Here is a 26548-nt window from a genome sequence, read left to right on the forward strand (position 1 = left end):
TACTTTTGTTACTGACTTTCTTAATAATTTACGTAATTAAATCTAAGATAATTGTTCAATTATTATGACGAATCAATTTAATCACCTCAGTAGCAATCGTTATCACTACCTCTTTGCCAATCTTCACAACCACATCCATTCCCGTGCTCCTTGTTTTTTTTCTGCAATTACTGTGTTATCTTCAAGATATGCCAGACCAAGGCACATTCCATCACCAAGATCATCAAAACTAGCTACCATTACCCCAACACTCACCTCTTTATACTTAACAACCCCAGATGCATATGTAATCCCATACACCTTTTTATCACTAGATTTATCAAGGAATGATGGTACTTGTTCTATGCTCATCTCATCAATTGAAAAATTCATCGTCTCAATTAGGTAATACTCAGCTTTAACCCCACTAATATCCCAAAATCGCTCATATACAAAGCTTTTTAACTGTTCTTGCAAGTTATCCATCACCTATCCCTCCCATGGCTCTAATCGCAAATTTACTAGAACTTCTTGCAATGTTGCTTTACTCAGCCCGTGTGATGCACCTTCAGCATCAACTGCCAACACTAGAAAGCTATTCCCAACTGCTGTTCTAACTTCAACTCCATACCAGATCAACCTCCACACACTAATTTGCGCACTAAAAAGCGCTTCGTCATCCATCCACAGATCAATTCCACGTTGACCTATTTTTGACTGACGAAGCGCTATTACATCTACATTATTTGCATTTACGGCTTGTTGAATCTGTTTCAATCCACTGCTAGTACTCCAATCAACTTGCTCTATGCTAACCAGACCATTTTGATTAGCATTAATCTTTACTGCATACATCTTTTACCCTCCAAATAAAATAGAGCAGAACGACTAATATCGCTCTGCTCCTGATTTTGTATTTAAACTACTTCATTAAAATATATATTTAAAAATACTAGTTAAAAACCATAAGGATTACTTGTCTTCTCTACTTCAATCTCTCCATCTTCCTCAACTGACCCGGCATCCTCGACTATTTTGTCTAACTTTACTGACCCACGCCATTTTGAATATATATCTTGAAAACGATTCTCATCATCATCTATGTAGCCTTCAAACACAACCTTATCTACGTCCTCATCCTGAAAGAAGATTGTACTTTCTGGATTTACACCAGTAGGATATATAGCTCCCATATAGTCAGCTATCTTTTCTTCGCCGGTTATCTGATCATTGTAGATTGCACCACGTCCTACGACAACCAGCTTTTGTAATCCTTCTTTTAGTAAAACAATACTACCCAATGGTAACAATTTCTCATTCATCTTAAACTCTCCTTTTTTAAATGCTTTGGACCATACCATTCTCTAGGTGTTTTTCCTTCAGCAATACGATATTCTTCGCTATATTTATGCTTATAAAAATTCAATAATATATATGGAATCTCAAATAATACCTCTAACATAATTGTCATCACGTTCAAAATAATAAACATTAATGGGATTATTATTATCCCACCAAACTTATCAATATTCTTTGATAAAAAAATTTTCCATAATACAAGTAGAATAATAACCAAACCAATTATAAATAACGCATATTTTACGTTCTTATTAGTTATCTTTGAATTACCATCAGTTTCGAAAATTATTATTTCCAAATTACCCAATTGTTTTTTGACCGAAACAATGGTTGTCACCAATAATAACGTAATGATAGTCAATACACCGAAAATTCCCCATTCTTTTTGGAAAAACATTAATGAAATCAAGTTGAATTCCAACATTACAAATAAAACTAGTAAATTAACATTCATATGTCTCCAAAATAAATTATTGTATCTACGCCTCAAGAAACGTGAAAGCAACCAAAATAAAATAAAGATAACAATCTCTCCAATGGCAACCCAGTTTGGTAATAAATTTATCTCTGGAAGCGAGATTAAACTCTTCTTGTTATTGCCTGTAACTAAATAATGTGCAAATGCAGGTAATAAATAAATACCGTACAGTGTACCTAACCCTAAAAGCACAATTAGGACTGGTTTATCTTCATGATTAGGTTGTTCAACATCATTTATCATCCATTTTAAAAATTGATCGCCCTCAATAACTCTACTTTGCTCAAAACTAGCACCAAAAAATTTCTTAATTTCCACTGTTCAATACCCCAAATTGGATTTTTGGAATTTTTGGAATATCAACAAAAGTTGCAAGTTTATCCCTAAATTCTGCTCCAGCATTCCATGTTTTAATCGGGTCTTTTATGAAGGATTCAATCCCATTACCCATAGTACTCCAATCGTTCTTAAATTTATCATATGAGCTATTTGCCTCTTTAGAAAGGTCTGAATATAAGTCAGGTTTGGCTATCTGTACTACTGTATTCCCAGTTCCAACAACTACTCCAATAATCGCACCTGGAAGTGCTCCAATACCGGCCCCTGATGCACCTATAGTTGCACCTATGGTCATACCTTCAAGAGGTCCAATCCCTTTAACTGCACCTATGCTTCCGCCAATCACACCTTTACCAATACTTTTTGTTTTGATTCCATCCGTAATCCCTGAGTACAACCCATTTGCTGCTATGGACGCAAACGTTGTTACAGTTCCAGCTTTTCCGACAAACTCAACTACCCCAGGACCTTTACCTAATGATTGGAAAATCTTGGTATTCCCAAGCTTCTCAGTAACGCCTAGCATATCACCAAAAGTTTTGATAGGTGATGTAAACTTCCCAAAATAGTCCACACCTTTTTTAAGTGCCAATCCAGCCTCAGTATTTCCAGCCTTTTCCAATATAACCAAGCCATCAAGAAATTTACTTGGTAGTTTCGGAAATGGTACCGCCAACTTTGCTACAACGGCCCACAAGACATCGCTTTTATACAGTACTTCAATAGCTTTACCAGGATTTGCTTGTAATATCTTTTTAAACAGCGAATATTCATGACGTTGCTTTTTTGTCAAACCTATTCGTGATAGTACACCATCTTCAATATTCAAAGCACTTTGTAATCTCTGATATGCGGATTCTTGTAGACCTTTTTGCTTAGTAAACCATGACTTATCCTTCCCAATAGGAAAACTATAGGAACCATCATGACTATTCACAACCATTTCATTCAATGTAGTGACCGCTTGCATCGCAATTTTCAGATTACTCAAGCTACTCCCAAAAAGACTTTGGGTTCCAGATGAGAATTGATGCAATTTCTTTATTTTTTCTTCGATCTTCTTAACTTCGTCTTGGTAGCTACGTGCGACATTCTCCATTTGCTTTGCATGACTTTTAAACATACCAGCACCCATTTCTAAGACTGGTACATGTTCGATTGATTTTGCAAATCCTGCATACATATTAGACATTGAACGTGCTGATTCAGCTAAAGAACGTTTAATTTGTCGTTCTTGCATCAAACTATCTTCATCGAGCAATGCTTCACCACTAACGATGTGTTCTTGCGACTCATACTTGTGCAAATCCTGCTCCACATCTTCTAATGCAGAAGACACTCTATTAATTGTTGGAATTATTAACTCGCTAAATAATCCCTTACCAGCAGTATATGCAGCTCCTGATAGAGTATGCCCATCTACCGCACTAATTAGCTGTTGACTACCCGACTTCAACTCCTGCACAACCTGCTTACCTTGCTGCAAGCTCTTCTTTAAATTGCTCTTCATACCAGAGGAGTCTGAACTTAAATATCTTAATCCCATGGCAATGCCTTTTTCTCTCCTTCTAGTTCGTCAATCTCGTTTAAGGTTTTCTTCTTTGTTTGTTTAAAGAACTGGCTAATCTGTTCATTCTGATCTTGAACTAATTTAACAACTTCACTGACCTTTCTCGAGTCAGCTTCAATTTGCTTGTCCATAGTAATTCCCCAACGACGATCATTATCATGGACTTCACGCAAATTACCATAAGCAGTATTTAATGTTTCGTTAAAGCCATTAACTGACTGTTCAAATGACTTTTGATTTTTCTGAAAGTCCTCTATGTCAGCCTCTTTACGCTTAATTTTTGTTTGATACTCTGCACGTTCTTCCTGGCTCTTATCCTTTTTAACGACCATTAACATCACCTACCAAACTTAGCAGCTTCGCTACTATCGCGGACTTCAATGATTTTAGCAATCTGTGGAAACTTATCGGCCTGCTTTTTGACACTACTGGTCAGTTGATTAATATCATTCATCAATTGATTACCAACTTTAGCTCCAGTTTGCATACCCTTTAGGTTACTACCAGACAAACCAAAGCCACCTAATCGTGCTTCTGTGACATGCTGCAATCCACTAATTGAAGAACTAGCAGCACCAATATTTGATGCGATCTTTGCCATACCTTAACTCCTACACAAAAAAAGAGACTCAAATAAGCCTCTATGCCTTTACCTATTAGAAACCAAAACTCTTAGCATCTTGTTGATCACGCTCTTGAACAGTTTGAGCATATTGATTCAACTGTTGATTAATGTTTGATAGTAATTCTTCAAACTGATTAACTTGCTTTTCCAATTGTGCATACTGTTGTAGATATGACTGGAAAGCCTGACCCTGCCATTCTGAGGCAATTTGATCATTCATTGACTTAACTTGTTGCTTAGCTGCTTCAATTTGATCACGGGCCTGCGTGTAGACCTTAGCTTGTTGCATCAACGTCTCTGGTGTTACAGAAATTTGTGACATTCTTCTTCTCCTCTTAATTAAAACCATTCTCTGTCGATTGTTAAGATATTAACTAACTTTCTTTAAGTATATTATCATGCAATTTTGTATTATTCAATATAATTAATACCATTTATACTTACTTATGCATCTAAATGTTATTTTTGAATCGCACATACAAAAAAAGAAGCAGGGTAACTGTTAAGGAACTCCTTTTTTCTAATTTTAAAGTGTTACCCATATTCTCACCTCACTTTATCAGATGTTCATTAGTAACATCAACAGGGTTTGACATTCTTTTAAAACAAATATTGCCTTTGTTCAGCCCATATATTCTAGCACTCATAAACAAACTTCAAATATCAAAAGCATAAGTATAATCCACCACCTTGTAGCCATTACCTCTCAAAACTGAGATTGCTACATCACCAGATTAGTCTTCAACTTATTTTAAATGCCTTGGGCCATACCACTCTCTAGGGGTTTTGCCCTCAGCAATGCGATATTTCTCACTATATTTATATTTATAAAAATTCAATAATATATACGGAATTTCAAAAAAAGACTCTAACATTAGAGTCATCATGTTTAAAGCTATAAACATAAGTAAAATCATGATTATTCCATCTAACCTATCACTATTTCTCGATAGAAGCTCGCCACACACTACAAATAAAATAATAATCAAACCAATTATATAGAAAGTATATCTTACAATTTTAGTGGTTATCTTCGGCTTGTCATCGGTTCCATAAATCATCAGTCTCAAATTACCTAGTTTTAATTTGACTAAAACAATACTCACCCCTAATAACAACGCAATACTAGTTAATACGCCAAAAAGACCCCATTCCTTTTGGATAAACATCAATAAAATTAAGTTAAATTCCAACATTAAAAGTAAAACTAGCATATTAACATTCATATGTCGCCAAAAAAGACTATTATATCTGCGCCTCAAAAAGGCTGAGATCAACCAAAAAGATATAAAAGCAACAATCTCACCAATCGCCAACCAGCTTGGCAGCAAATTTATTTCAGGAAGCAATATTAGGCTTTCCTCGCTATTATCATTAATCAAGTATTGTGCAAATACAGGTAGTAAGTAAATACCATATAACATACCCAACCCTAAAAGCACCATCAAAAATGGTTTATCTTCATGATTAGGTTGTTCAACATCATTTATCATCCATTTTAAAAATTGATCGTCCTCAATAACTCTACTTTGCTCAAAACTAGCTCTAAAAATTTTCACTGTGCATTACTCCAAATTATATTTTCGGGATTTTTGGTGTATCTGTAAAAGTTGAAAGCTTATCTGTACATTCTGCCCAGTATTCCATTTCTATAGAGACTGATTTTCCCGTCTCCTTGAATCGATTGTAATATATTTATTTGGTCAGTATCCAATCCTGACCTTTGTGATGACCAACTACAACTTTCTCCGATAGCCTCACAAGCAATTTAAAGATCAATTCAGCAAGGTTTCTATATTATCATCATTTTTTTCATATTCATCAAAGTACTTTATTTTGTAGTATCCTTGCACTGTAGCCATAAATGATACCTCCAACAAAAATAAGCTAATAATAAAGTTCGTTAAGACCCAAACAATTAGTATCGGCAACACCCCTAAGCTATTGAAAAAAATTCTCGTTAAGATATAAATCGAAAAAATGCTCCACCAATATTTTGATAAAAACTTTTTAAATTTGCTTCTTGTCTTCCGTATCTTTTCCATTCCATACATAAGATTTAGTATTTTAAAGCTAAGCCGAATAAATATGATAATAAAAACTAACAAATTAATAGCTAACAGCAATGCCATAATTAATATTTGTTTATCCCTTATAAACAAGGTTCCAAAGAAAAGATTCATTTCAACCAATATAATCAACCCATAATTGAAAAAGAACCACTGCCCTTGATAGAACTCCAGTTTTTTCCCTCTAACAAAATGGTTACTGATAATTATCACCAGAAGCATTGTTAGAAATAAGACGATATACAGCCATGTCGGAATTAAATTAATACTGTCTCCCTTGCTGTTCAATAACATTCTGCTACCTAAAGGAATTACCTCACCCACGGCAAATATTATCATCAAAAAGATCACTGTCCCTATAATACCTACTTCTTTTCCCCTTTGATCATCTTGCCATGTCTTAAAAGACAACATAATTGGTTCACCAAAAAGCTGTTTCGCCTCAGATGATGACGCGTTAAATAATCCATGTCTCAATTTGATATCCTCATCTGCTGGAAGCTAATACTACGCATGTTCAGTAGTCTTGACACACTTCCGCAATTTACTATTAAAGTCACTAATATTTGTAAAAGATAGCCTCTCTTACTACGAGAAGCTATCTTTAACTAGTTATTCACAAATTAAGCGATCTCACCTAAATAAAGTAATATTCCATATAACAATGCTTTCCTATTCAATCCGATCAATCCTCACTTTAACATTCCGCCAACGCAACGGAAAAATTGGCATCAACATTGCTGGGCAAATAAATAGCAATGTAGTTATAGCGAGGATAGCTCCTGAAACTATTTTCGCTGAACTGCTATCAAGATCACTACTATAAGTGCTTAACGAATATGCATTCGGCGGTAATAATTCGATTACCCAAAAGAGTAACCCCAAGAACATAATTCTCATAGCCCAAATGAATAAGGCTTTACTAGAGAAAGGAAATTTTATCTTTACACGCACCTTTTCGCTTTTTCGTTTAATCTCATCAATCTCTTTTCGCAACGTTGTCCATGGTTCGATCACTTTTGTTATTCGCGATTTAAATATCAGACTCACCAAAAATGTAAAAAACATTATCAAAAAGAAACTAGTCGTTGAAATCACTACTAAGTCCAGATAACTTGGTCGATCATTTCTCGATAATATATGCCCCGCTAGGTTTCTTAATAACTCTACGAAAATTGGTCCACCTATAACTGCCATCATCGTTGCCACACTTCTTTTATCTGATACTTTCTTCGCATCGCGCTTTCCAGATTCCAAGTTTCCTAAAACATCTACCTCAGGACCTCTAAACTTCGAGTTTTCCAAAACTATTTTCTCAGTTACTTCCCATGCATCATGTTTTACGTAATTCATTAAAAAAGGAAATAGTTTAACCAAACAAACTGGCGTCCTGTATTTAATCAGGTACCATCTATTTGCATAATTCATCCATGCATATGGTGTTTTCCAATGTGAAACATCTTTTTCTAAATCAAATTGAATACCATAGAGCAACGGGCTTTGTTCCGTCATTAACATATCCTCATTCTACTTCATATTGAAACTTTTTTTCATGCTTATCCCATCTTCCAAATTTACAGGCTCTTGATTCTTAACCATCCCCAGACTTCAAACGAAATCATCTCCATCTCACTTCCCATACTTACTGCTGTTTTCCACACCAAATACGAAATAGTAATTCTCAGTGAATCTTTTTACGGAGAGATTGCACAAGTAGTATTATTAAAAACCTTTTATGTACCTTATAGACCGCATAGATACTATTCAATAACTTATATAAGTGGATCTAGCTCTAGCAACGAATGTTTCACGTGAAACGCTCTAATCTTGAACGTTTTCTTCCATCAAAAAAGGCGTCCCAATTGATCAAACCGTTGTCATTCTTATACTTGCTCTTCTTGGGCCCTATTCTTCTTAAGCGAGAAAACTAATCCTTATTTTTTAGATTTCTGCTTTACCTTTTTAGCAGCTTTATACCATTCATTTGGATTGTTAATAAACAGCACCGTCAAAAGTCCCGCCATTGCCAAACCTATGATCAAAGATAGAGAGAGTTCCTTAATTATTATCATAATTTCAAAGTGTTTTCCTTTTTAAAATTTATAAAATATATCATTCTAATTGGAATACTTATAAGCAATATCATTGGTACAAATTTTATGTAATCCTCGATTGATCCGAAAAACGGTGTAAATTCTAAGAATCCAAATATGATCGAAGATATTAACATTGCAAGAATTAAATTCATTAACGTTTTATCAACCATCATAGCAATCCAAGGATTTCTTAAATAACCCGTACTGCGTATTGCATACATTGCATCCTCAATTGAGGTCTCAATGTACACCGCCTGATGCCCATAAATACTCTGTTTTATAAAAATGACAAGCATAACCGTTATAAATAGCGAAAAATAAAATATACTTAGAGAATTTAATTTATCGGTTGGAATCATTAAATATCCGGCAAATCTTATCAAGAGTGACAACACTAAGACACTAATTATCACGATAACATTTCTTTGTTTATCCTTCGCTGATATCATTTTTGTGACATCAGTGCGAACGGCAGCGCCCTTTCTTGCGTCCCATAGAACACTTCCTCCATACTTGCTATCACCCAACCAAACATATCTTTTCATTTCTTACGACCTCATAAATACAAGCAACTAAATCAATCGATTTAATCGCATCTACATTCTGAAAAATTCCAAGCCAATTACTCAGAGAAACATTATTCACAAATACCTGTCTCACCAAAAATCATGATTTTATTACCTGTTTCAGCTAGACTTTTTTGGTCTGGATAAAAGTCAAATAACATCGGTAACAAATGAAATCCAAAAAATGGGATTATAAAAATCTGAAAATTCGGCATAGGTATCAGCGTCAATAAAAAGAACACGAGTACAATGAACCTTCCAATTAAATTGTTACTTTGTAATGACACAGTTGTATTTGGCTGATAATTTCTAATCAATTCATTCTTTTCAGAAGCTTTTTGACCGTAAATTATGTGAATTATTAGCCATAATCCGACACCCAATACCAGCAATAGCTGTTTAATACCATAAATGTTCATAACACTCGTTAAAACTAAAGCAGTATCTCCTAGAATCACTGCAATTATCATCGCTAAACTTGTTCTTATTCCCTTGTCAGTTTTATTAACTTCTCTTTTATATGAGTATAGTAATGCTTGGTCTTCACCGATTATCTGTGCCGGTCTAGTTACACAGATAAAAGGCAAGACATTCAGAAATCCATACCATGGTGTGAAAACCTTATATAATAAATATCTTCCATTTCCAGCATAGGCTATTTGAAATAATTTATATCCATTTTTAATTTCGAGGATTTCAACCCGCTCGCTTAACTTTGTCATTTTATCCTCACCAAATCCAAGCTTTCAGAACATAGAATGAATCTCTAAGCTATCAATCATCTCTGATGACCATTCTCACTTATCTCGAAAATGTTTATATTCTTAATTCTCAAATACCCCTTTTGCCTTTGATCGCTGCTAAATGGGGCAAAATACCCGCCAACTATAAAAATCATCGTTGAAAGAAACAAAATCACTCCGGAGGTTGCCTTACCTGCACTGCTATCAATTGTTGGATCATAACCATCAGCAACTCCAGGTAAAAACATCACTGCCGTAATAAAGAGCCCCAGAAAGATGCCGAACAATTTATCTGCGTATGCTTTTATAAAGCTAAAATTGAATTCTATTTTAAAAGTAACCGTCCCTCTATTTCCCTTTTTATAACGTTCCAACCCTACTAATAAGGTTGTTGTGCTTCTATATTGCGTATTCTTTTCCATCCTTTTCCACATAAAATCCTTAGAAATAACCCACATAAGATATGTAAATATCAAGGCAGACACCAGCACACCAAAAATAATTAATAATCCGGTCAAGTATGCTGGTTTATCATTGCTGGAAAATAAATAAGATGATAAAGAATATAGAGCCACAACAAATATTCCAGAAAGCCCAAGTCCCACTACCTTGCCAAAACCATTAGTCTTTTTTGTGGACATTTCGATCTCTCTACTAATTTGTAAATCTCTTTTGCTAACTCCGAATGTCGTGTCACTAAACAAACTCTCTTCATTTACCATCCAGATTTCGTGATTTACAAAGTTCATAAGAAAGGGAAACAGTCTAACCCAAAAATCAGGTGTTCGATACTTTACCAGATACCAACTGTTATCATAATGTAGCCATGCATATTGAGTTGACCACTGAACTGACTTTGATGAAAAATCAGACCGTATACCATATAAAACACCTTTAAAATTTAAATTTTCTTTGTTCATCGCCTACTCTAATTCTCCACTATCTACTTCAATCATCCACAAGCATCACCATTGGTACTCCACTAGAGTTTTATGGATATATGTCAAAGATCATAAGATGCCGTTAATTTATCTTTTTCAATGTCAACTAATCCGCTGAAACGCAAATGCTCACTCTAATAGGTAGAAATTCTTCTAATGTACTGCCCCTATTTTTAGGAGCCTTTAATCTTAATTCCTGGAAATAAATTCTGCAAACATCTGTAGCAGTTGCTCAAATCAAAGAATCTTAACCGTTTTTAGATTGCATACCTCACTATTTATATGTTTGATTCCGATTGTGCATCCTATTACAAACACACCTAAAAAGTACCTTCTTATCATTCTGAGATAATCTGATTGCTTAACACCTAAACATACACTTGTCGACCATACGCTTTCGTATGCTCCTTTGATATTGCATCAATAGCTCTCATAAATCTAATCTTTAGAGATTCTTCCCCTAATTATATAAAGCCAACTCTCTGCTGCTTGTTCAGTTCATAACTAAATCCCTGTAATAATGTTATCATGTCATTTTTTATTATTCAATATAATCATCACTACATAAGATTACTTCTAAACTAAAAAATGATTATCAATATATTTATATAGAAAGGCATCCTTATCATAGACCACTGCCATTTTTACTCTACCCATGTTCCACGCAGCTTCGAAATACAAAAGAATTAATGTTTAACTCTCATATCAGAAATCTTAATATATAAATTCTTGTTGTTTAAGCAATATTGAGTAGCCCTCATTTATTATTGATTAGAATATAAATACGCTCGTTTGCTAAAGTCATTCCTTCCAACACCTAGCAATTCCTTGTTTTACATTTCTAGTTAACACATTTCAAAATAATAGCTTCTCACCTTTAATCAATCATGGTCTCAATCCTTTTTCTAATTCTCTCAATCTATTCTTCGAATCACCCACATAATAAAGTTGATCATTCCCTAATTGAACTACCTCGTGAAACAATTTAATTGCCTGCATTTCATCGTTCTTCAAAATACTATTTAATGCCTGAAAATACTTTTTCTCCAACATTGATAACCTACTTTGTTTATATGGCAGCCAATCATCTAAATGAGCATCAAAGGTTCTTAATTGTAGGATATTAACCATAATTTTGCTAAATTCATTATTTTCTTTAATACGCAACTTATCCTTTTTAGTCAGTGTTTTTCTTATCTTTGTTGTTGTGTATTCATTTTTCGATTTTTCAAAATTTTCCAACATCATGTTTGTCTTAAACAAATCAAAATTCAACATTATGATAGCGGGATTTCCTAACTCACCTGTAGCACTAAAATCAAAATCAGCCACCTTTTTGAAATTACCCTTGTAATAATTGACCCGCAATTCAGCAAGTAGATAATCTTGCTTGGATCTAACTGTATGTTTCTTAAAATCAATGTATTGAGCTAACGATAGCCATTTATCTAGCTCCAGATTACTATAAAAAATATGTTGCACACCCAAGTTGATTACATTCAATGCAAATATTTCCGCTGAAATTGTAAATATCAATATTTCCATATACTTAAGCAACGGCAGATTAACAGTTATTACTAACAAAGAAGCTATTAAAATAATTACTAATGTGACCCACAATCTTAACGTATAAATGCTTTTAATTGATAATCTTGATATTATTTCCGTCATCTTTATCTCTCCATAGCCTAATTAGCGACATCAAAGTATCTTGTCCAACCCCAAGTATTCAGGAAATCGAAATCATTCCAAAACAATCATTAATAGAGCTATAACTATCAAAAAAGAACAATTATTTTAGATAATTGTTCTTTATCCCCCTGTCGAACAAAACTATTGTTCGATATCACCATTAAAACTCACTTGCGCTGGTGTCTCAGTCGTAAATGAATCATATATTTTTTCAGCTAAAGCAATTGTCTTTTCCACACTTGCTTTGTCTTGTGGTCCTTCAACCATTAACGCATGTAAATTATCAGTCTTATCACGGAAGTACAATGAAACTGTAAATTCCTCTGGTCGTTCATAATAGACTTGATCAAAGTAACCTGTCTCAATCGATAAATCACTGCTGATATTGGTCTGTTTTACATCCGAGAAACTTGTATGCTGGCTCTTCATCTCTTCAGAAAGGATCTGTGGACTTCCCCCAATAGCTTGCGTTATCTCATGATCTTTTGCGAACATCGTATCAGTGACAATAAACTTCATTTCGTCAACTGTATATGCCTGCATTTTGAAATCCGTAGTATCTGGTGATTCGTCAGTATCATTAAAGTCCATCACTGTATCTGACTGGTCACTTCGCAAAACTTGGAAAAATCCCTGCCCCGGATTACCAACCCATGTTGTGGGCAAACTTTTTGTTAATTGCTCAATAGACTGCTCATTAAAATCAGTTTTGTTACGAACACCTGCTAAACTAGCGGTTATGATGCTCCCACCAGTAAGTTTAACGGTGTTATTAGTTGTACCAACGCTTTGATCGCTCATTGTCGAATCATAGCTAACAAGCTTGCCTTGATTTCGCTCAACTACCTCACCCACTAAAATACTGCCACCTATTGCAACTACAATTGACAAAGATAGCACTAAAATAATTCGCATTTTGTTAGTCATTTTCAGCCACCTCACTTGCCTTAATTAAATTAAGAAACAAGATTGCTGTTCCAATTAAAGGTAACAAAAACCACCATAACTTATGAATTGATTGACCTGCGTCACGTAAACGGCGCGCCATTGCACTAAAACCAATGATCATCGCATTAATCATTACAAATAATCCTAATGCTACGAGAATATCAAACCCCACTAGGACCCATGTATTATCGACTAACCACCATATCATTGGTAAAAGTGGCAAGCTACCGTACATAATCGGCAACAAGATCATACTGCTAAAGAAATTCATTGCAAGCGATCCATAAAAATATCCCTTACGGTTTAAGCGTCCCGAAAAAGAGTACAGGCCCCCAGACCCGTTCATATATAATTTCAAATAATTCATTAGATTTCCTCCGATGAACTACTCTCAGCCATCATAATTTGACTAGGTTTAATTAAATGCCACGCAAGAATTAACAAGCCAATAAATGGTAGCAAAACAAACCATAGAACATATGGTGAGACACCTGCATCACGCAAGCGGCGTGCCATCGCTCCCAACCCTTGAAGGATTAACATAATAGCTATAGCACCATAGATTAAAGCGATCAACAAGCCAATACTAATACTTGCATAAGTCCCTGACGCTGCCAATAATAACCCCGAGAGCACTATTATGACTAACGCCATCAATAGGTATACCAATACAAACCAAGCCGCTCCACCAAAGAAAAAATCTTTACGATTGATCCGCCCTTTGAAGCTGAACGGTTTCGCAAATTGATACCCATCCTTAATGTTTAAAAACGCCAATAAATACTCCATACTTCCCCCTAAAAAATTATCAAAATATCCACCCAATTTACTCTATGTGATTTTTCCAAGTCACGATGATAACTCTATCACAAATCATAATGTACATAAAGAATTCATTTAATTTATTTATAGCATCCTATTGGATCACTTTTATCTTCACTTAGAATATCAGATTATTTATGACTGGAAATATATCACATATGATAAAAGATAATGAAACGTAAAAAAGGATTGATAACTATTAAGATCTTTCTTAACAGTTATCAATCCTTTTAACGCCGTTCCACATGAAACAACCTAATTAATTCTTCTTGTTATAAGCCAACACGGTCAGCGGCGCGAAAACCGCAACAATCAACACACCAGCTCCAAGCACAATCCATGCTTGTTGACTCCACTCACCATGCTCCAACATTGTTCGTGTTGCTTTAATCACGTATGTCACCGGATTAATATTAACAATATTTTGCATTATCTTAGGCATCGTCTTTACGGGGACAAATGCACTAGACATAAATGAAAGTACCATCATCGTGATCATTGAGAAGCTCTGTACCATTGTTGAACTTTTTGCCAATAAACCAAACAAAGCAAAGACCCAACTCAATGCCCATCCTAAGAAAATAGCCAATAGGGCGGCTGCTAAAACCCAACCAAAACCAACTGTTGGGCGCCAACCCATAATAAATCCTGTTAATAACGATACAGCCGTAGCAATCAACAATCGCAAAATATCTGCAAAGAGCTGACCAGCTAAAGGTGCAATATGCGCAATTGGCAAGGACTTAAAACGATCAAAAACACCTGAATCAAGATCATCGCGAATTTGCGTTCCAGATCCCGCCGCCGCTGATAACAATGTCTGGATTAAAACTCCCGGAACGATTGTAGGCAAATACCCCTTAACGTCACCAGCAATTGCTCCACCAAAAAGATAGCCAAACATCAACATAAACATCACTGGCTGAATAATAACATCCATAAATTGCTCAGGGTTATGAATCGTCTTAAGTAAATTACGATAAGCCATCGTAGCTGTATTCGTAAATACATTTGTTTTCTGTACACGTACGTCCATCATCATTAAATTCCTCGATTATAATTCCTTTTTAATTCTTACCAGCTGTTAAAGCAAAGAACACGTCATCCATTGATGGTTGCTCAACTGACAAATTCACAATGCTAATCGCCGCCTCTTGTAATTTATTCAAAATTTCCGTGACTTGTTTAGTATCTTCTAATGGAGCGGTTAACGTCTGCTTTTTCGCTTGCGTCTTAATATGTAGAAAATCATCAATTAGCGAGGCCGCCTTTGTGGTGTCCTGACTATTCAACAGTTCCAACTGTAACTTTGCTCCACCAACCTGAGCTTTCAATTCTGCAGGTGATCCAATGCTGACCAACTTTCCATGATCAATCACAGCAATTCGATCGGCCAACTCATCGGCCTCTTCTAGATACTGAGTCGTTAACACGATTGTTGATCCTTGCTCAACCAGGCTTCTGATCGTATCCCACATCTGTGTCCTTGTTCTAGGGTCCAATCCGGTAGTTGGCTCATCCAGAAAAATCAATGTTGGCCTTGAAATCAAACTCACCGCGAGGTCCAAACGTCGTCGCATACCACCTGAGAAGTTCGAGATTGATTTATCTGCCGATGCCTGCAAAGAGAACTCCTCAAGCAATTCGTTAGTACGCTTTTTGGCCTCACTATGCGTCAGTCCATTCAACCGCGAAAATATCATCAGGTTCTCACGTGCAGATATATCTTCGTCAACGGATGCATATTGTCCGGTCAACCCAAACATTGATCGAACCAATTTATCATTTTTTTGTGTGTCATAACCAAAGATTTTGATTGAACCACTAGTTGGCTTTAACAACGTCGTAATCATTCGTAAGGTTGTGGTCTTACCAGCTCCGTTGGGGCCTAACAACCCAAAGACTTCACCTTTTTTCACGTTTAACGATACATGATCAACGGCGGTCTGTTTTGCAAAAACCTTTGTTAAGTCGTTAATCTCAATCGCATATTCTTCATTCATAATCATGCCTTCTCTGCTTATTAATATTAATCAGGTAACCTGATGAATAATATAATAAGGTGCCCTGATTAAATAGTCAACCCTTTTTATCTGGTACCCTGACTAATTTATTGAATTAAATTGAATTACTTCCTATAATGTTATTAGAGTACTTAGTCTAGGATGGTAATTTATGGATTCATTGTTACAGAAGCAACAATTAGCCGAGAAGATGTTCGAGTTTGCTTGGATGCAACACCTTGCCGACGAACAAGCTGATCGGCATGAACAACGCGATCACGCCTTTCAGGGGCAGAATAAAATCTTAATTGCCTTGGCTGAGGAAGATAACATTTCCCAGAAAGATTTGTCTAATCGACTGGGACTAACACCCCAATCTACGGCAGAATTCATTGCCAAATTAGTGAAAAAAGGACTTGTCTCAAAAGTCGCCTCCGAGGCCGACCGACGAGTACAATTGATTAGAATTACACCAAAAGGCCAACTTGAAGCTGATAAAAATATTGCAATCATTCCTGATTATTTCGACTACTTGACCGATGAGGAACAGATACAGCTTATTAATATCTTGGATAAGATTATTGGTGGCATTCGCAATGACCTCTCTTTTGATGGTCATTCAATTCACAATTTTGCACATCGGATGATGTACAACCACCTTAATAAACAACTGCACCCTGATAGCGACAAATAATAAAAGAGACGAATCATTGTTGACATCATCAACAGTAATTCGTCTCTTTTTATAGCTACTTTACAATCCCCAAATCAATCATCGATTGTGCCGTAGCGATAATTGATGATTGTGCGGATCTAGGATACCAGCCCAACAATGCTTGGGACTTTTCATTGCTCGTTCCTGCATACTTACCGATCAGTGAAGCGACCATCCGCAACATCGGATTGCCCTTTGCTGCCAACATTATTTGCTCGTCAGCAATAACCGTCGTTGGAAGCTTCATTGCATATTCCGGAAAAGCATTTCTTAGTGTGTCTGCAACATCCAACATTGATAACACTTCTCCAGTTGTCGCTAAGAAACGTTCTCCCGCAGCAACATCTGAAGTCATTGCCAAAATATGTAACCTGGCAACGTCTCGAACATCAACATATCCAGAATCAACATTCGGCACAGCTGCCACTTTACCTGCTAGCATTTCTTGAATTTGAATATTCGAATGTGAATAATCAGCTGAAAGTACTGGTCCCATTACTGCAACTGGATTAACAACTGCGAGCTCCAATCCGTGCCCCTCAGTAGCAACGAACTGCCATGCCGCACGTTCTGCCAATGTTTTTGATCTCTGATATGGGTGAATACCCTCTGCATCCAAATTTGACCAATCCTGTTCGGTATATGGAGTCTGCCGATTTTCATGACCAGCAAAAATAGCCCCATATGCGGACGTCAAAACTACCCGCTTGACCTTTGCATCCCTAGCCGCCTTTAAGACCATTAATACACCATCAACTGCTGGCCGAATCATTTCTGATTCACTTTCAAAATTTAATGTTGGGGTCGGCGATGCAACATGCATAACATAGTCTACATCTAACATGGCATCATCCCAACCATCCGAATTAGTTAAACTCGCCTCGACAAATGACAGCCCGCTAAGATCTTCCATACCACCATTAATCAGCATTTGCTCCACTAAATCCCTCTTAGCAAATGTTCGTAACGTTGCCCGTACATCAAATCCATCCTGTAATAACTGCAGAATAATATGACTAGCAATAAAACCACTCCCACCAGTCACCAAAACCAAGTCTTTCTTCATTCTTAAATTCCTTCTTCGCATATGTTATAGTTGTAACGCATCTAAAATATAACAAACGACCATGCGCTTATACCACAAAAACCAGTGCATCCGTGACATTATTGGAGAAATGTAATGGCAGCTACTATCTACTCACAAACAATCAAAAGTGACTCAAAACAGTTCATAACCGAAAGTCTCTTTTCATTGATGGAAACTAATAAATTCAGCGATATCACTATCTCGCAAATCGTTAAAAAAGCTGGTGTCAGCCGTATGGCATTCTATCGTAACTTTGTCTCAACTGAAGATGTAATCATACAGTACTTTGACCCAATCATTGAGCTGAGTTTCAGCAAGGTTATAAACACAGCCAATCAAGCGACTAAGCTAACACAACTAACGATTATTTTTGATGAACTCACCTTTATCTTTGAACTAGTTATTAACCAATCGCTGGATTATTTAATTCGACCAATTTTCGAAAGCAATATCCAACATTTCTACGATCAACTAATTGATTTTTCAAATATCTCAGCTGATGAACAAACATATTATGTTACATTTATGAGCTCTGGTGTATATGCTCTGTGGAAAACATGGCTGTCTGATCGCTCGCAAGTCACAATTGAAAAGTTGCACGAGATACTCTTTAAATTCCAAACTTCAACTATTCAAGCATTCAATCTAGAATATCTTCAAGGGTAAGAAGATTGCACGAGTTTCACATGAAACATGTCCAATGAGGTGCGCCACTAGTTTTTTTAATGATTCACCGATAACAAAAAGAGCACTTACTGATCAAGGTAAGTGCTCTTTAAATTCAATCAATCTATTTTGTAACTTCTAACATTACATCATCAATTTCATCCAATTCAGGCTCATCGCCACGTTGTTCTTTTGGTGCATTATAGAAGACAGCATAAATAACAATACACAATAACGCAAAAATCGCTGCCACCAGATACATGTGACGGAAACTAACAAACGAGCGAATTACACCGAAAGCATACGGTCCCACACCAATTCCCAAATCAAGTCCCACAAAATAAGTTGATAACGCAATCCCGATTCTAGCAGTCTCTGGGGCCAATTTGATTGCCATTGCCTGTCCATTCGACATAAATGTTCCATAACCAAGCCCAATTATTCCACCGGCAACTAATAATGCCCAACTTGAGCTAAGAATTGCCATCAAAACTAGTCCCAATGCTAGTAAGATAAATGATGGATACATCACCCAGTTTTCACCCTTCAAGTCGAACAATTTTCCTGTTCCCGGGCGCGTAAAGGTTATTGCCAACGCATATACCACAAAGAAGTACGATCCTGCTGTTACCAGGTTAAGCATTGCAGAGTAAGAGGCTAGGTAAGATAGCACGCTCGAATATGCCAGTCCCATAAAGAACGCAATCAAAGCAACGATCACTACACGCCTTTCAAAGAACGTATTTATCTTCCAAGAATTTGCACGTTTCTTCTCTTGATCACTAATCTTCACGCTAGGAACGTGCAACATCATCACAAAAATCGTTGCAATAATTAGTAACACAACTGCGACCCAGATGATAATCTCAAAAGACACCATTGATATCAAAATCATGCCAACAAACGGACCAATGGCGGCCGCTAACGACGTACTTAAACCATAGTAATTAATTCCTTCACCGCGTCGATCAAAGGGAATAAAGCTGGTTACGATTGCATTAGTTGCGGTTGACACCATTCCATAAAAGAAACCATTTAAGAATCGCACCACACACAGAACGAAAATCGTCGGCATAAAGAAATAAGCAACTGTTGTTAATAAGTAAAAAATTGCGCCCCACTTTAAAACAAATCGTCTGCCAAAGATCTCGAGCTTTTTACCAATATATAATCGTGCCACCAATGTACCGATAACATATATTCCTGCTGCTAGTCCGGCCTGACTCACAGTGGCGTGTAGCTGGTCTTGTGCGATTAAAGTAATTATTACCATTAGTAGATAATAAACCAGATAAACAACGAAATTAATCATCGTAACACTTAGAAAGCCCTTATTGAATAGCTTTTCAGAATCAGACATAATATAAAATAAATCCTCCAAAATAAGTCCCAAGAAATAAAAATAATAAACCCGAAATAACGATATCAAAGATATTGAATAAATCCGGCGATTACATTTAAGCTAGTCTTAAATTGGATTGATTTCAAGACACAAGCATTATCTTAACGTGTAAGCGTAAACATTAATTAGTGTTTCTAGTTTCAACAACCTAATTAACAAAAAAAGCATCCACTTCAGCTGGATGCTTTTTTAAATATGTATCCTTATATCCCAAAATAAAGAATATAAGGCAGCTGTCATTCTCCTTACAGTAAGTGGGGCCTTTTGATATCTTATCTTAATCAGAAAATGATAACTTTTTAATATTCTAACATAGTCAATTAGCTTTTCAATTCCAGATCACTTTCACGAATATATTGAAAAAAAGAACTTTGCTGATTCATCTATATTATCATTGAATGTATTCTGATTGCCTTACTCTGGTTAGTTATAGACAATAATTCCAAAAGTTTGATCTTTATTTATTGAAAATATTAAATAGTACACCTTGAAATTCAAAAACGCTTGATTTTAAGTTTCATAAAAGGTATATTATTAAAATTGCATGAGCAAAACAAGAGTAATATTAGGAGACTATAATTAACTATGGAAAAACGCTTTTTTGGACAACCACGCGCCCTTTCCACCCTCTTCATGACAGAGATGTGGGAACGATTCTCTTACTATGGTATGAGAGCAATCTTGCTCTTCTACATGTGGCACTTAATCTCGACCGGCGATCTACATGTCGCTAAGGCCACTGCTGCCTCAATCATGGCAATCTATGCCTCAATGGTTTACCTTTCCGGAGCAATTGGTGGCTATATTGCCGACCGAATTCTAGGAGCCCAGAAAACGGTCTTCTGGGGCGGAATCTTTATCATGTTTGGTCATATTGCACTAGCGCTTCCTTTTGGAGCAACTGCCCTATTTGCATCAATCACATTGATCATTATTGGAACTGGCCTGCTAAAATCAAATGTCTCTGCTTTAGTTGGTTCCTTATATGATTTGAACGACCCCAAGCGTGATGCTGGATTCTCAATTTTCGTGTTCGGAATTAATTTAGGTTCATTCATCTCACCAATTCTAGTTGGTATGACTCAAAGAGCTGCTGGTTATCATATTGCCTTTAGCTTGGCGGCGATTGGAATGTTCTTCGGCTTGCTACAATACTACTTTGGTCGGAAGCACCTCGATGAATCAACAAATCATCCAACAGATCCACTTAAAGCAGATGAATTACAAACCATCACCAAAAGAGCCATTGCCATCATTGTTCTACTGGCAATCGTAATCGGTGGTATGTTCATTCTTCATTGGAATAGCTTAGAAAACTTTATCAATTTAATTACGATTGTTGCCGTACTGATCCCAGTTGCATACTTCGTATTAATCTTGAACTCAAAGAAGATCACAAAAGTTGAACGATCACACGTATTTGCCTACATTCCGTTCTTCTTAGCCGCCGTTCTTTTCTGGGCGATCGAGGAGCAAGGTTCAATCGTTTTAGCTACATTTGCGGCTGAACGAGTGGATACAACAATGATTCCAGCATCACTATACCAGTCATTAAACCCACTGTTTATCATGTTGTACACACCACTCTTTGTCTGGCTTTGGACTCATTGGCGTAAAAACCAGCCATCCTCACCAACAAAGTTCGCTGTTGGGCTAATGTTCGCCGGTGCTTCATTCCTAATCATGGCACTGCCAGGTATATTACACGGTACATCTGCAAAGGCCTCACCTGCCTGGTTGATTGCTTCTTGGGCATTGGTAATCATTGGTGAAATGTTAATCTCACCAGTTGGTCTGTCAGTGACTACGAAACTTGCTCCCAAGGCATTTAATTCTCAGATGATGTCGATGTGGTTCTTAGCCGCAGCAATGGGCTCTGCCTTAAATGCACAGCTGGTTACGCTATATAACCCAGCTAATGAAATCACTTATTTCCTAGGATTTGGTGCAGTTGCCGTCGTACTCGGACTAATATTACTTGCCATTTCTAAAATGGTTCAACGTTTGATGATTGACGTTTCCTAATAATCAAACTTGACAACGAAAGACTCTAACCAAGTTAGAGTCTTTTTTACTACACTACAATATTAAAAAGAGCTCACCTTTTACGGTAAGCTCTTTTTAAAATCAATTTTTAAATAAGAATTGCTGTCAAACCTAGAATAACTAGCAAACCGACAATTGAAATCACAGTTTCCAAAACAGTCCAAATTTGGAAGGTCTGCTTGATTGTCAAATCAAAGAATTCTTTGAAAATCCAGAAACCAGCATCATTAACGTGCGAAGCAATCAATGATCCGGCCCCAATTGCTAGTGCAACTAACACTGCCAAAGTTGGGTTGTTTTGAGAGGCAACAATCGTCGTAACGATTCCGGCCGCCGTCATTCCAGCAACCGTTGCTGAACCAACTGAGATACGCAAAACCGCTGCAACAGCCCATGCAAACAGAACAATTGAGAATGCTGACATGTGCCCATTAGTTGAGAACAATTGTGCAACCTTATCTGATAGCCCACCAGTGACCAAGACACCACGCAAGGCACCACCACCACCAACGATTAATAGAATTCCCGCAACGGCGTTCATTCCATTAGTTAGCGAACTGTTGATTTCCTTTGCATCCTTCTTTTGCCAAACTCCCATTGAGAAGATTGCAAAAATCAAAGCAACCGTCATTGCAACAGCAGGTGTCGCGATGAATTCAACAAATGAATCGACCGCTGTCGGATTCTTAGGCGTTACGCCACCCGTATAAATCATCTTGTAGACTGTTGCAATGATCATGAAGATCAATGGGAAAATTGAAGTAATTGTTGAAAGGAAGAATGATGGCGTCTTTGCCAAGTCATATTCCTTAACTTCACCAACGGCTTGAATTTCAGTCTTAAAGGTAAATGCACCCGGTGCATATTTTTGAGCAACCTTTGTGAAGACTGGTCCAGCAACAATCGCTGTAATTACAGAAACGGCCAAACCAAGGATCAACGTCAAACCAACATTAGCTCCCAAAGCAGTCGCAACTGCTGTTGGTGCAGGCTGTGGAGGCAAGAATCCTTGTGCCGATGATAGCGCCGCTGTCATTGAAATTCCAAGGTACAACAACGGTACCCCAGCTTCAATTGCAACCGCGAAGACAATCGGAATCAACAATACCATACCGACCCCAAAAATCATTGAGATTCCAATGATGAACGATGCAATCAAAACGGCCCACTGCAAACGTTTTACACCAAACCAGTCAATTAACGTCTTGGCAATTCGATAAGAACCACCAGCATCCGCAACCAATCGACCAATCATTCCACCAAAAATGAAAATCACGGCGTTTGATCCAAGAATATTCCCCATTCCTTCAGGTCCCAAGATCGCTGTCGGAATATCAGCAAACTTCATTCCAAGCAACAAGGCCAGAACGAAGGCAGTGATAATAAGAGATACAAAAGTGTTAAGTTTGAACTTAACAATCAAAACTAGCAATACTAAAATAGAAATTGCTAACATCAAAAATGCCATAAGAAACTCCAAAAAATTTTTTCATACAAAAAAGACGGAAAAATTAGCATACTGAAGACATCCCAAGTTAATCGGATATGAAGGCTTATTTCAGATTTTATAGATAATACAATCCCAAAGTCTTTTAGATTTAGTATGTAGAACAATTATACTATGTTTGAATGCGCTGACAATAGGGGATTTATTTCCCCTCCAATTACGGTTTCACATGAAACATTACTAAACAATTACACATTCAAAGCCGACTATGATCAGTTAGCCGTTATCAAAAATAAAAAGATTGACCGTTAAAGCTTTTTTAACGGTCAATCTTTTTTGTGGTTAATTTTTAATAAATCTGGCTACCAATTCCAGCAAGAATCTCGTCCTTAGTTTCCAAAATAGCAGTAGCAAATTCCTGCTCACGCTCAGCATTAACTCGATAAGACGGTGCTGAGATACTAAACGCACCAAATACATGTCCATTTCGGCTAATGGCTGTCCCGACACACGAAATATCCATTTCATTTTCATTTCGCTCATAGGCAAAACCGTTCTTTCGTACATTAACAATTTCGACTAATAATTCATCAGGATCTGAGATTGTATTCGGCGTCTTGGCAATTAAATCCGTTTGTGCAATGTACTCTTGCAATTCAGCATCCGAATAAGTTGCCAAAATTGACTTCCCAACTGATGTCGAGTACATATCCATATTTCCGCCGACAATTGATTTAAGGGCAACCGAATGCGTTCCTTCAAATTTCTTCATCAAAACAACCCGATTACGATCTGGAATCACAAAGTTAATCGTCTCACCAAATCGCTCGCTCAGACGCCGCAAATATGGTTCAGCTAACAACACAATATTAAATTGCGCCTGTGCAGCTGCACCGTACTTAATCATGCCGATTCCAACCGTGAAGTTTCCATTCTGATCCTCATGCACCCAATTCATATAAATTAGCGTATCCATGATCTTGCGAATCGTTGGCTTTGTTAAACCCGTACCATCACTTAATTCTGTTAACGAGCGTCCACTTGACTGAACACTCAGAAAGTCTAATAGTGTTTTTGTTTTAACAACCGTACTACCATATAATTTCACGTCTGCTTCACTCATTAAACTATTCACAACCTGCCCATTTTATGTTTAATCCATCATATCCCACCTAAAAAATTTCTTCAATAAAAAAGAGCCTGAATTGAAATCAATCCAGCCCCTTTTTACCTCAATTTGCTTGTAGGAAATGCTCCAATTGTTTGCTTGTTGGGTAGCCATCGTTATCTCCGGCGGCCTGAACCGCCATCGCGCCGATTGCATTCCCACGTCGCACAGCCTCTTTAATTGATAACTGTTCCAGCAATCCCGTGATAACACCTAATGCAAAACCGTCACCCGCACCAACGGTATCAACAACTCGGTCAACCTTGAAACCCGCAACAAATTCATTAACGCCCGACTTAGTCTTGATGTATGCACCATCAGCACCAACTTTAACAATTACCGTATGTGTAACTTCGCTACTGCCTAAATAGTAGTCGGCAATCGTTTCTGGATCACGTGATCCAACCAAAATTGCCCCCTCGTTCACACCTGGTAGAACCACATGTGCTTGATTAGCAAAATGATTAATCGCCTTAACCATTTGATCTTGTGAATCCCATAATGCCGGTCTTAGATTGGTATCAAATATCTTTAATAATTTTTTGTTTTCTGAACACCGATCAAAGAGTTTTTGGGTTGCTTGTAACGTCTCCGGTGATAAGGCCGGAAAGACTCCCGTAATATGCGCAATCTTCACATCTGATAAATCTACATTGTCAATAAAAGTTGCCGAATAATGCGAAGCTGCCGAATTCTTGCGATAGTTAGCAACCGCTGGATCACCGTGCGAAACCTTTTGCTTGAACATAAGTCCAGTCATGTATTCGTCGGTCACCTGCACATGGTCAGTTGCGATCCGGTTATCCTTTAGTTCAGTTTGAATAAACTGGCCAATCGGATCTGAACCAACTCGCGTTACATATTGAACTGAATGATTTAGTCTTGATACCCCCACTGCCACATTGACCTCAGCCCCTGCCAAGTACTTTTTGAAGTCACTCGCATCGGCAAGTGATACGTCAAGATCAGTTGAGGCGAACACTGCCATGGCTTCGCCAATTGTTAAAACCTCGCTCATTTCAACCTCCCTCAAGCCCTAGCTCTGCCTTCAGATTAACGACATCCTTTAGCAATGCTTGATCAGATTCAACAGGATATTCCAGTGCAACTGGTAGTTCATTTGAAAAACTCCTCAACACTGTCTTCCAGTCAATATTCCCCTGATCAAAGGGCACAACCATGTGTCCGGACTCTGTTAAGACAGCATTCTTCAAATGAATCACGGTCGTAGCTTCGCTCAACAACTTTGCGGCTGCCAACTCATCCTCATCAACAAAACGCCAGTTAGCCACATCAAACACAAAATTAATGGCTAGTCCCTTAGTCTTGGTCAGTGACAAGAATTTCTTAATTGGTGCCATTGTGCCGTTTAACTTACTTTGATCATTCTCGACGTTCAATTGAACCCGCTTCGACATTGCCAATTTAAGTGCTGCGAATTCCGCGTCTGTTGCCTTTTCAAATGAACCGATATTCATCTTCATTGCAACTGCATCAATCCGCTCGGCCTCCGCGACATATTGATTAAACTTCGGATTCAACGCACCATTCTCATCAAATAAGACATCAGGAATACTTAAATACACCTGCATCTCAAGCTCCCTTGCCGCCTCAGCAAGGTTTTCCAATTCAACTGAGAAATCCTTAAAAAACTCTCGCCGTGCTTCGACTGCTTTGATACCAAGTTTGCTAATCTTTGCTAGTAGGTCCTGTTGCTTTGCCCCAGCTACAACATCATTTTCAAATACAAGTGTGTTAATAATTAGTTGACGTTCAGCCATGAAAAT

At 37.2% G+C, this 26548-nt stretch carries 29 protein-coding genes; 3 read left to right on the plus strand and 26 right to left on the minus strand.

Annotated features, from left to right (window positions below; genetic code table 11):
• Positions 1-123 precede the first annotated feature (123 nt).
• From ESZ50_RS07370 to ESZ50_RS07465, 20 genes are all read right to left on the minus strand, one after another.
• Complete coding sequence (locus ESZ50_RS07370; RefSeq protein WP_148622917.1) at positions 124-465, minus strand: hypothetical protein; 342 nt, start codon at positions 463-465, stop codon at positions 124-126.
• 3 nt (positions 466-468) lie between these two features.
• Positions 469-834 (minus strand): hypothetical protein, encoded by a 366-nt coding sequence (locus tag ESZ50_RS07375; protein WP_148622918.1) that lies wholly within the window; start codon positions 832-834, stop codon positions 469-471.
• Positions 835-935: 101 nt separating this feature from the next.
• Positions 936-1301 carry a DUF4176 domain-containing protein gene (locus ESZ50_RS07380; RefSeq protein WP_148622919.1) on the minus strand — a complete coding sequence of 122 codons (366 nt, stop codon included), beginning with the start codon at positions 1299-1301 and terminating at the stop codon, positions 936-938.
• On the minus strand, positions 1298-2134 hold the full coding sequence (locus tag ESZ50_RS07385; RefSeq protein ID WP_148622920.1) for a hypothetical protein: 837 nt from the start codon (positions 2132-2134) through the stop codon (positions 1298-1300). Before ESZ50_RS07385 ends, ESZ50_RS07380 begins: the two co-directional genes overlap by 4 nt.
• Positions 2124-3701: a T7SS effector LXG polymorphic toxin gene (locus tag ESZ50_RS07390; RefSeq protein ID WP_148622921.1), complete on the minus strand. Its 1578-nt coding sequence runs from the start codon at positions 3699-3701 to the stop codon at positions 2124-2126. The genes ESZ50_RS07385 and ESZ50_RS07390 overlap by 11 nt, the downstream gene beginning before the upstream one ends.
• Complete coding sequence (locus ESZ50_RS07395) at positions 3692-4057, minus strand: hypothetical protein (RefSeq protein ID WP_148622922.1); 366 nt, start codon at positions 4055-4057, stop codon at positions 3692-3694. Before ESZ50_RS07395 ends, ESZ50_RS07390 begins: the two co-directional genes overlap by 10 nt.
• Before the next feature lie 5 nt (positions 4058-4062).
• Positions 4063-4326: a hypothetical protein gene (locus ESZ50_RS07400; RefSeq protein WP_148622923.1), complete on the minus strand. Its 264-nt coding sequence runs from the start codon at positions 4324-4326 to the stop codon at positions 4063-4065.
• A gap of 55 nt (positions 4327-4381) precedes the next feature.
• Entirely contained in the window at positions 4382-4672 is a 291-nt protein-coding gene (locus ESZ50_RS07405; protein ID WP_148622924.1) for a WXG100 family type VII secretion target, read from the minus strand.
• Positions 4673-5096: 424 nt separating this feature from the next.
• Entirely contained in the window at positions 5097-5909 is an 813-nt protein-coding gene (locus ESZ50_RS07410; protein WP_148622925.1) for a hypothetical protein, read from the minus strand.
• Between the two features lie 216 nt (positions 5910-6125).
• Positions 6126-6896, minus strand: a complete 771-nt coding sequence (locus ESZ50_RS07415) for a hypothetical protein (protein WP_148622926.1) — start codon at positions 6894-6896, stop codon at positions 6126-6128.
• A gap of 195 nt (positions 6897-7091) precedes the next feature.
• Positions 7092-7931, minus strand: coding sequence for a hypothetical protein (locus ESZ50_RS07420; protein WP_148622927.1), 840 nt, complete (start codon positions 7929-7931; stop codon positions 7092-7094).
• Between the two features lie 556 nt (positions 7932-8487).
• Positions 8488-9060, minus strand: coding sequence for a hypothetical protein (locus tag ESZ50_RS07425; RefSeq protein WP_148622928.1), 573 nt, complete (start codon positions 9058-9060; stop codon positions 8488-8490).
• A gap of 92 nt (positions 9061-9152) precedes the next feature.
• Complete coding sequence (locus tag ESZ50_RS07430; RefSeq protein ID WP_148622929.1) at positions 9153-9803, minus strand: hypothetical protein; 651 nt, start codon at positions 9801-9803, stop codon at positions 9153-9155.
• A gap of 56 nt (positions 9804-9859) precedes the next feature.
• Positions 9860-10744: a hypothetical protein gene (locus ESZ50_RS07435; RefSeq protein ID WP_148622930.1), complete on the minus strand. Its 885-nt coding sequence runs from the start codon at positions 10742-10744 to the stop codon at positions 9860-9862.
• Between the two features lie 906 nt (positions 10745-11650).
• Positions 11651-12436, minus strand: a complete 786-nt coding sequence (locus ESZ50_RS07440) for a hypothetical protein (protein ID WP_148622931.1) — start codon at positions 12434-12436, stop codon at positions 11651-11653.
• Positions 12437-12598: 162 nt separating this feature from the next.
• Positions 12599-13384 (minus strand): hypothetical protein, encoded by a 786-nt coding sequence (locus ESZ50_RS07445; protein ID WP_148622932.1) that lies wholly within the window; start codon positions 13382-13384, stop codon positions 12599-12601.
• Positions 13377-13772 carry a DUF805 domain-containing protein gene (locus tag ESZ50_RS07450; protein WP_148622933.1) on the minus strand — a complete coding sequence of 132 codons (396 nt, stop codon included), beginning with the start codon at positions 13770-13772 and terminating at the stop codon, positions 13377-13379. Before ESZ50_RS07450 ends, ESZ50_RS07445 begins: the two co-directional genes overlap by 8 nt.
• Positions 13772-14194 carry a DUF805 domain-containing protein gene (locus ESZ50_RS07455; protein WP_148622934.1) on the minus strand — a complete coding sequence of 141 codons (423 nt, stop codon included), beginning with the start codon at positions 14192-14194 and terminating at the stop codon, positions 13772-13774. Before ESZ50_RS07455 ends, ESZ50_RS07450 begins: the two co-directional genes overlap by 1 nt.
• 292 nt (positions 14195-14486) lie before the next feature.
• A complete protein-coding gene (locus tag ESZ50_RS07460; protein WP_425473115.1) occupies positions 14487-15266 on the minus strand; it encodes an ABC transporter permease in 780 nt (259 codons plus the stop codon).
• Positions 15267-15294: 28 nt separating this feature from the next.
• Entirely contained in the window at positions 15295-16230 is a 936-nt protein-coding gene (locus ESZ50_RS07465; protein ID WP_187387576.1) for an ATP-binding cassette domain-containing protein, read from the minus strand.
• Positions 16231-16402: 172 nt separating this feature from the next.
• Between ESZ50_RS07465 and ESZ50_RS07470 the strand changes: the two genes are divergently transcribed.
• Positions 16403-16924, plus strand: a complete 522-nt coding sequence (locus ESZ50_RS07470) for a MarR family winged helix-turn-helix transcriptional regulator (RefSeq protein WP_148622936.1) — start codon at positions 16403-16405, stop codon at positions 16922-16924.
• A 55-nt stretch (positions 16925-16979) separates the two neighbouring features.
• Here the strand turns inward: ESZ50_RS07470 and ESZ50_RS07475 are convergent, their stop codons facing one another.
• Positions 16980-18011 (minus strand): SDR family oxidoreductase, encoded by a 1032-nt coding sequence (locus tag ESZ50_RS07475; RefSeq protein WP_148622937.1) that lies wholly within the window; start codon positions 18009-18011, stop codon positions 16980-16982.
• Positions 18012-18125: 114 nt separating this feature from the next.
• Here ESZ50_RS07475 and ESZ50_RS07480 point away from each other — a divergent pair, with 114 nt between their 5' ends.
• Entirely contained in the window at positions 18126-18698 is a 573-nt protein-coding gene (locus tag ESZ50_RS07480) for a TetR/AcrR family transcriptional regulator (RefSeq protein ID WP_148622938.1), read from the plus strand.
• 124 nt (positions 18699-18822) lie between these two features.
• On the opposite strand, the gene ESZ50_RS07485 is transcribed toward ESZ50_RS07480, so the two are convergent.
• Positions 18823-20058 (minus strand): MFS transporter, encoded by a 1236-nt coding sequence (locus tag ESZ50_RS07485; protein WP_148622939.1) that lies wholly within the window; start codon positions 20056-20058, stop codon positions 18823-18825.
• Positions 20059-20685: 627 nt separating this feature from the next.
• Here ESZ50_RS07485 and ESZ50_RS07490 point away from each other — a divergent pair.
• Positions 20686-22125 carry a peptide MFS transporter gene (locus ESZ50_RS07490; RefSeq protein WP_148622940.1) on the plus strand — a complete coding sequence of 480 codons (1440 nt, stop codon included), beginning with the start codon at positions 20686-20688 and terminating at the stop codon, positions 22123-22125.
• Positions 22126-22234: 109 nt separating this feature from the next.
• On the opposite strand, the gene ESZ50_RS07495 is transcribed toward ESZ50_RS07490, so the two are convergent.
• From ESZ50_RS07495 to ESZ50_RS07510, 4 genes are all read right to left on the minus strand, one after another.
• The gene (locus ESZ50_RS07495) at positions 22235-23614 is read right to left on the minus strand and encodes a gluconate:H+ symporter (protein ID WP_148622941.1); all 1380 of its coding nucleotides are present in this window, start codon (positions 23612-23614) and stop codon (positions 22235-22237) included.
• A 328-nt stretch (positions 23615-23942) separates the two neighbouring features.
• Positions 23943-24716: an IclR family transcriptional regulator gene (locus tag ESZ50_RS07500; protein WP_148622942.1), complete on the minus strand. Its 774-nt coding sequence runs from the start codon at positions 24714-24716 to the stop codon at positions 23943-23945.
• 109 nt (positions 24717-24825) lie between these two features.
• Positions 24826-25779, minus strand: coding sequence for a sugar kinase (locus ESZ50_RS07505; protein ID WP_148622943.1), 954 nt, complete (start codon positions 25777-25779; stop codon positions 24826-24828).
• 1 nt (position 25780) lies between these two features.
• Positions 25781-26542 (minus strand): sugar phosphate isomerase/epimerase family protein, encoded by a 762-nt coding sequence (locus ESZ50_RS07510; protein ID WP_148622944.1) that lies wholly within the window; start codon positions 26540-26542, stop codon positions 25781-25783.
• Positions 26543-26548: the final 6 nt, after the last annotated feature.

The organism is Weissella muntiaci (assembly GCF_008107635.1).
Taxonomy (GTDB): domain Bacteria; phylum Bacillota; class Bacilli; order Lactobacillales; family Lactobacillaceae; genus Weissella; species Weissella muntiaci.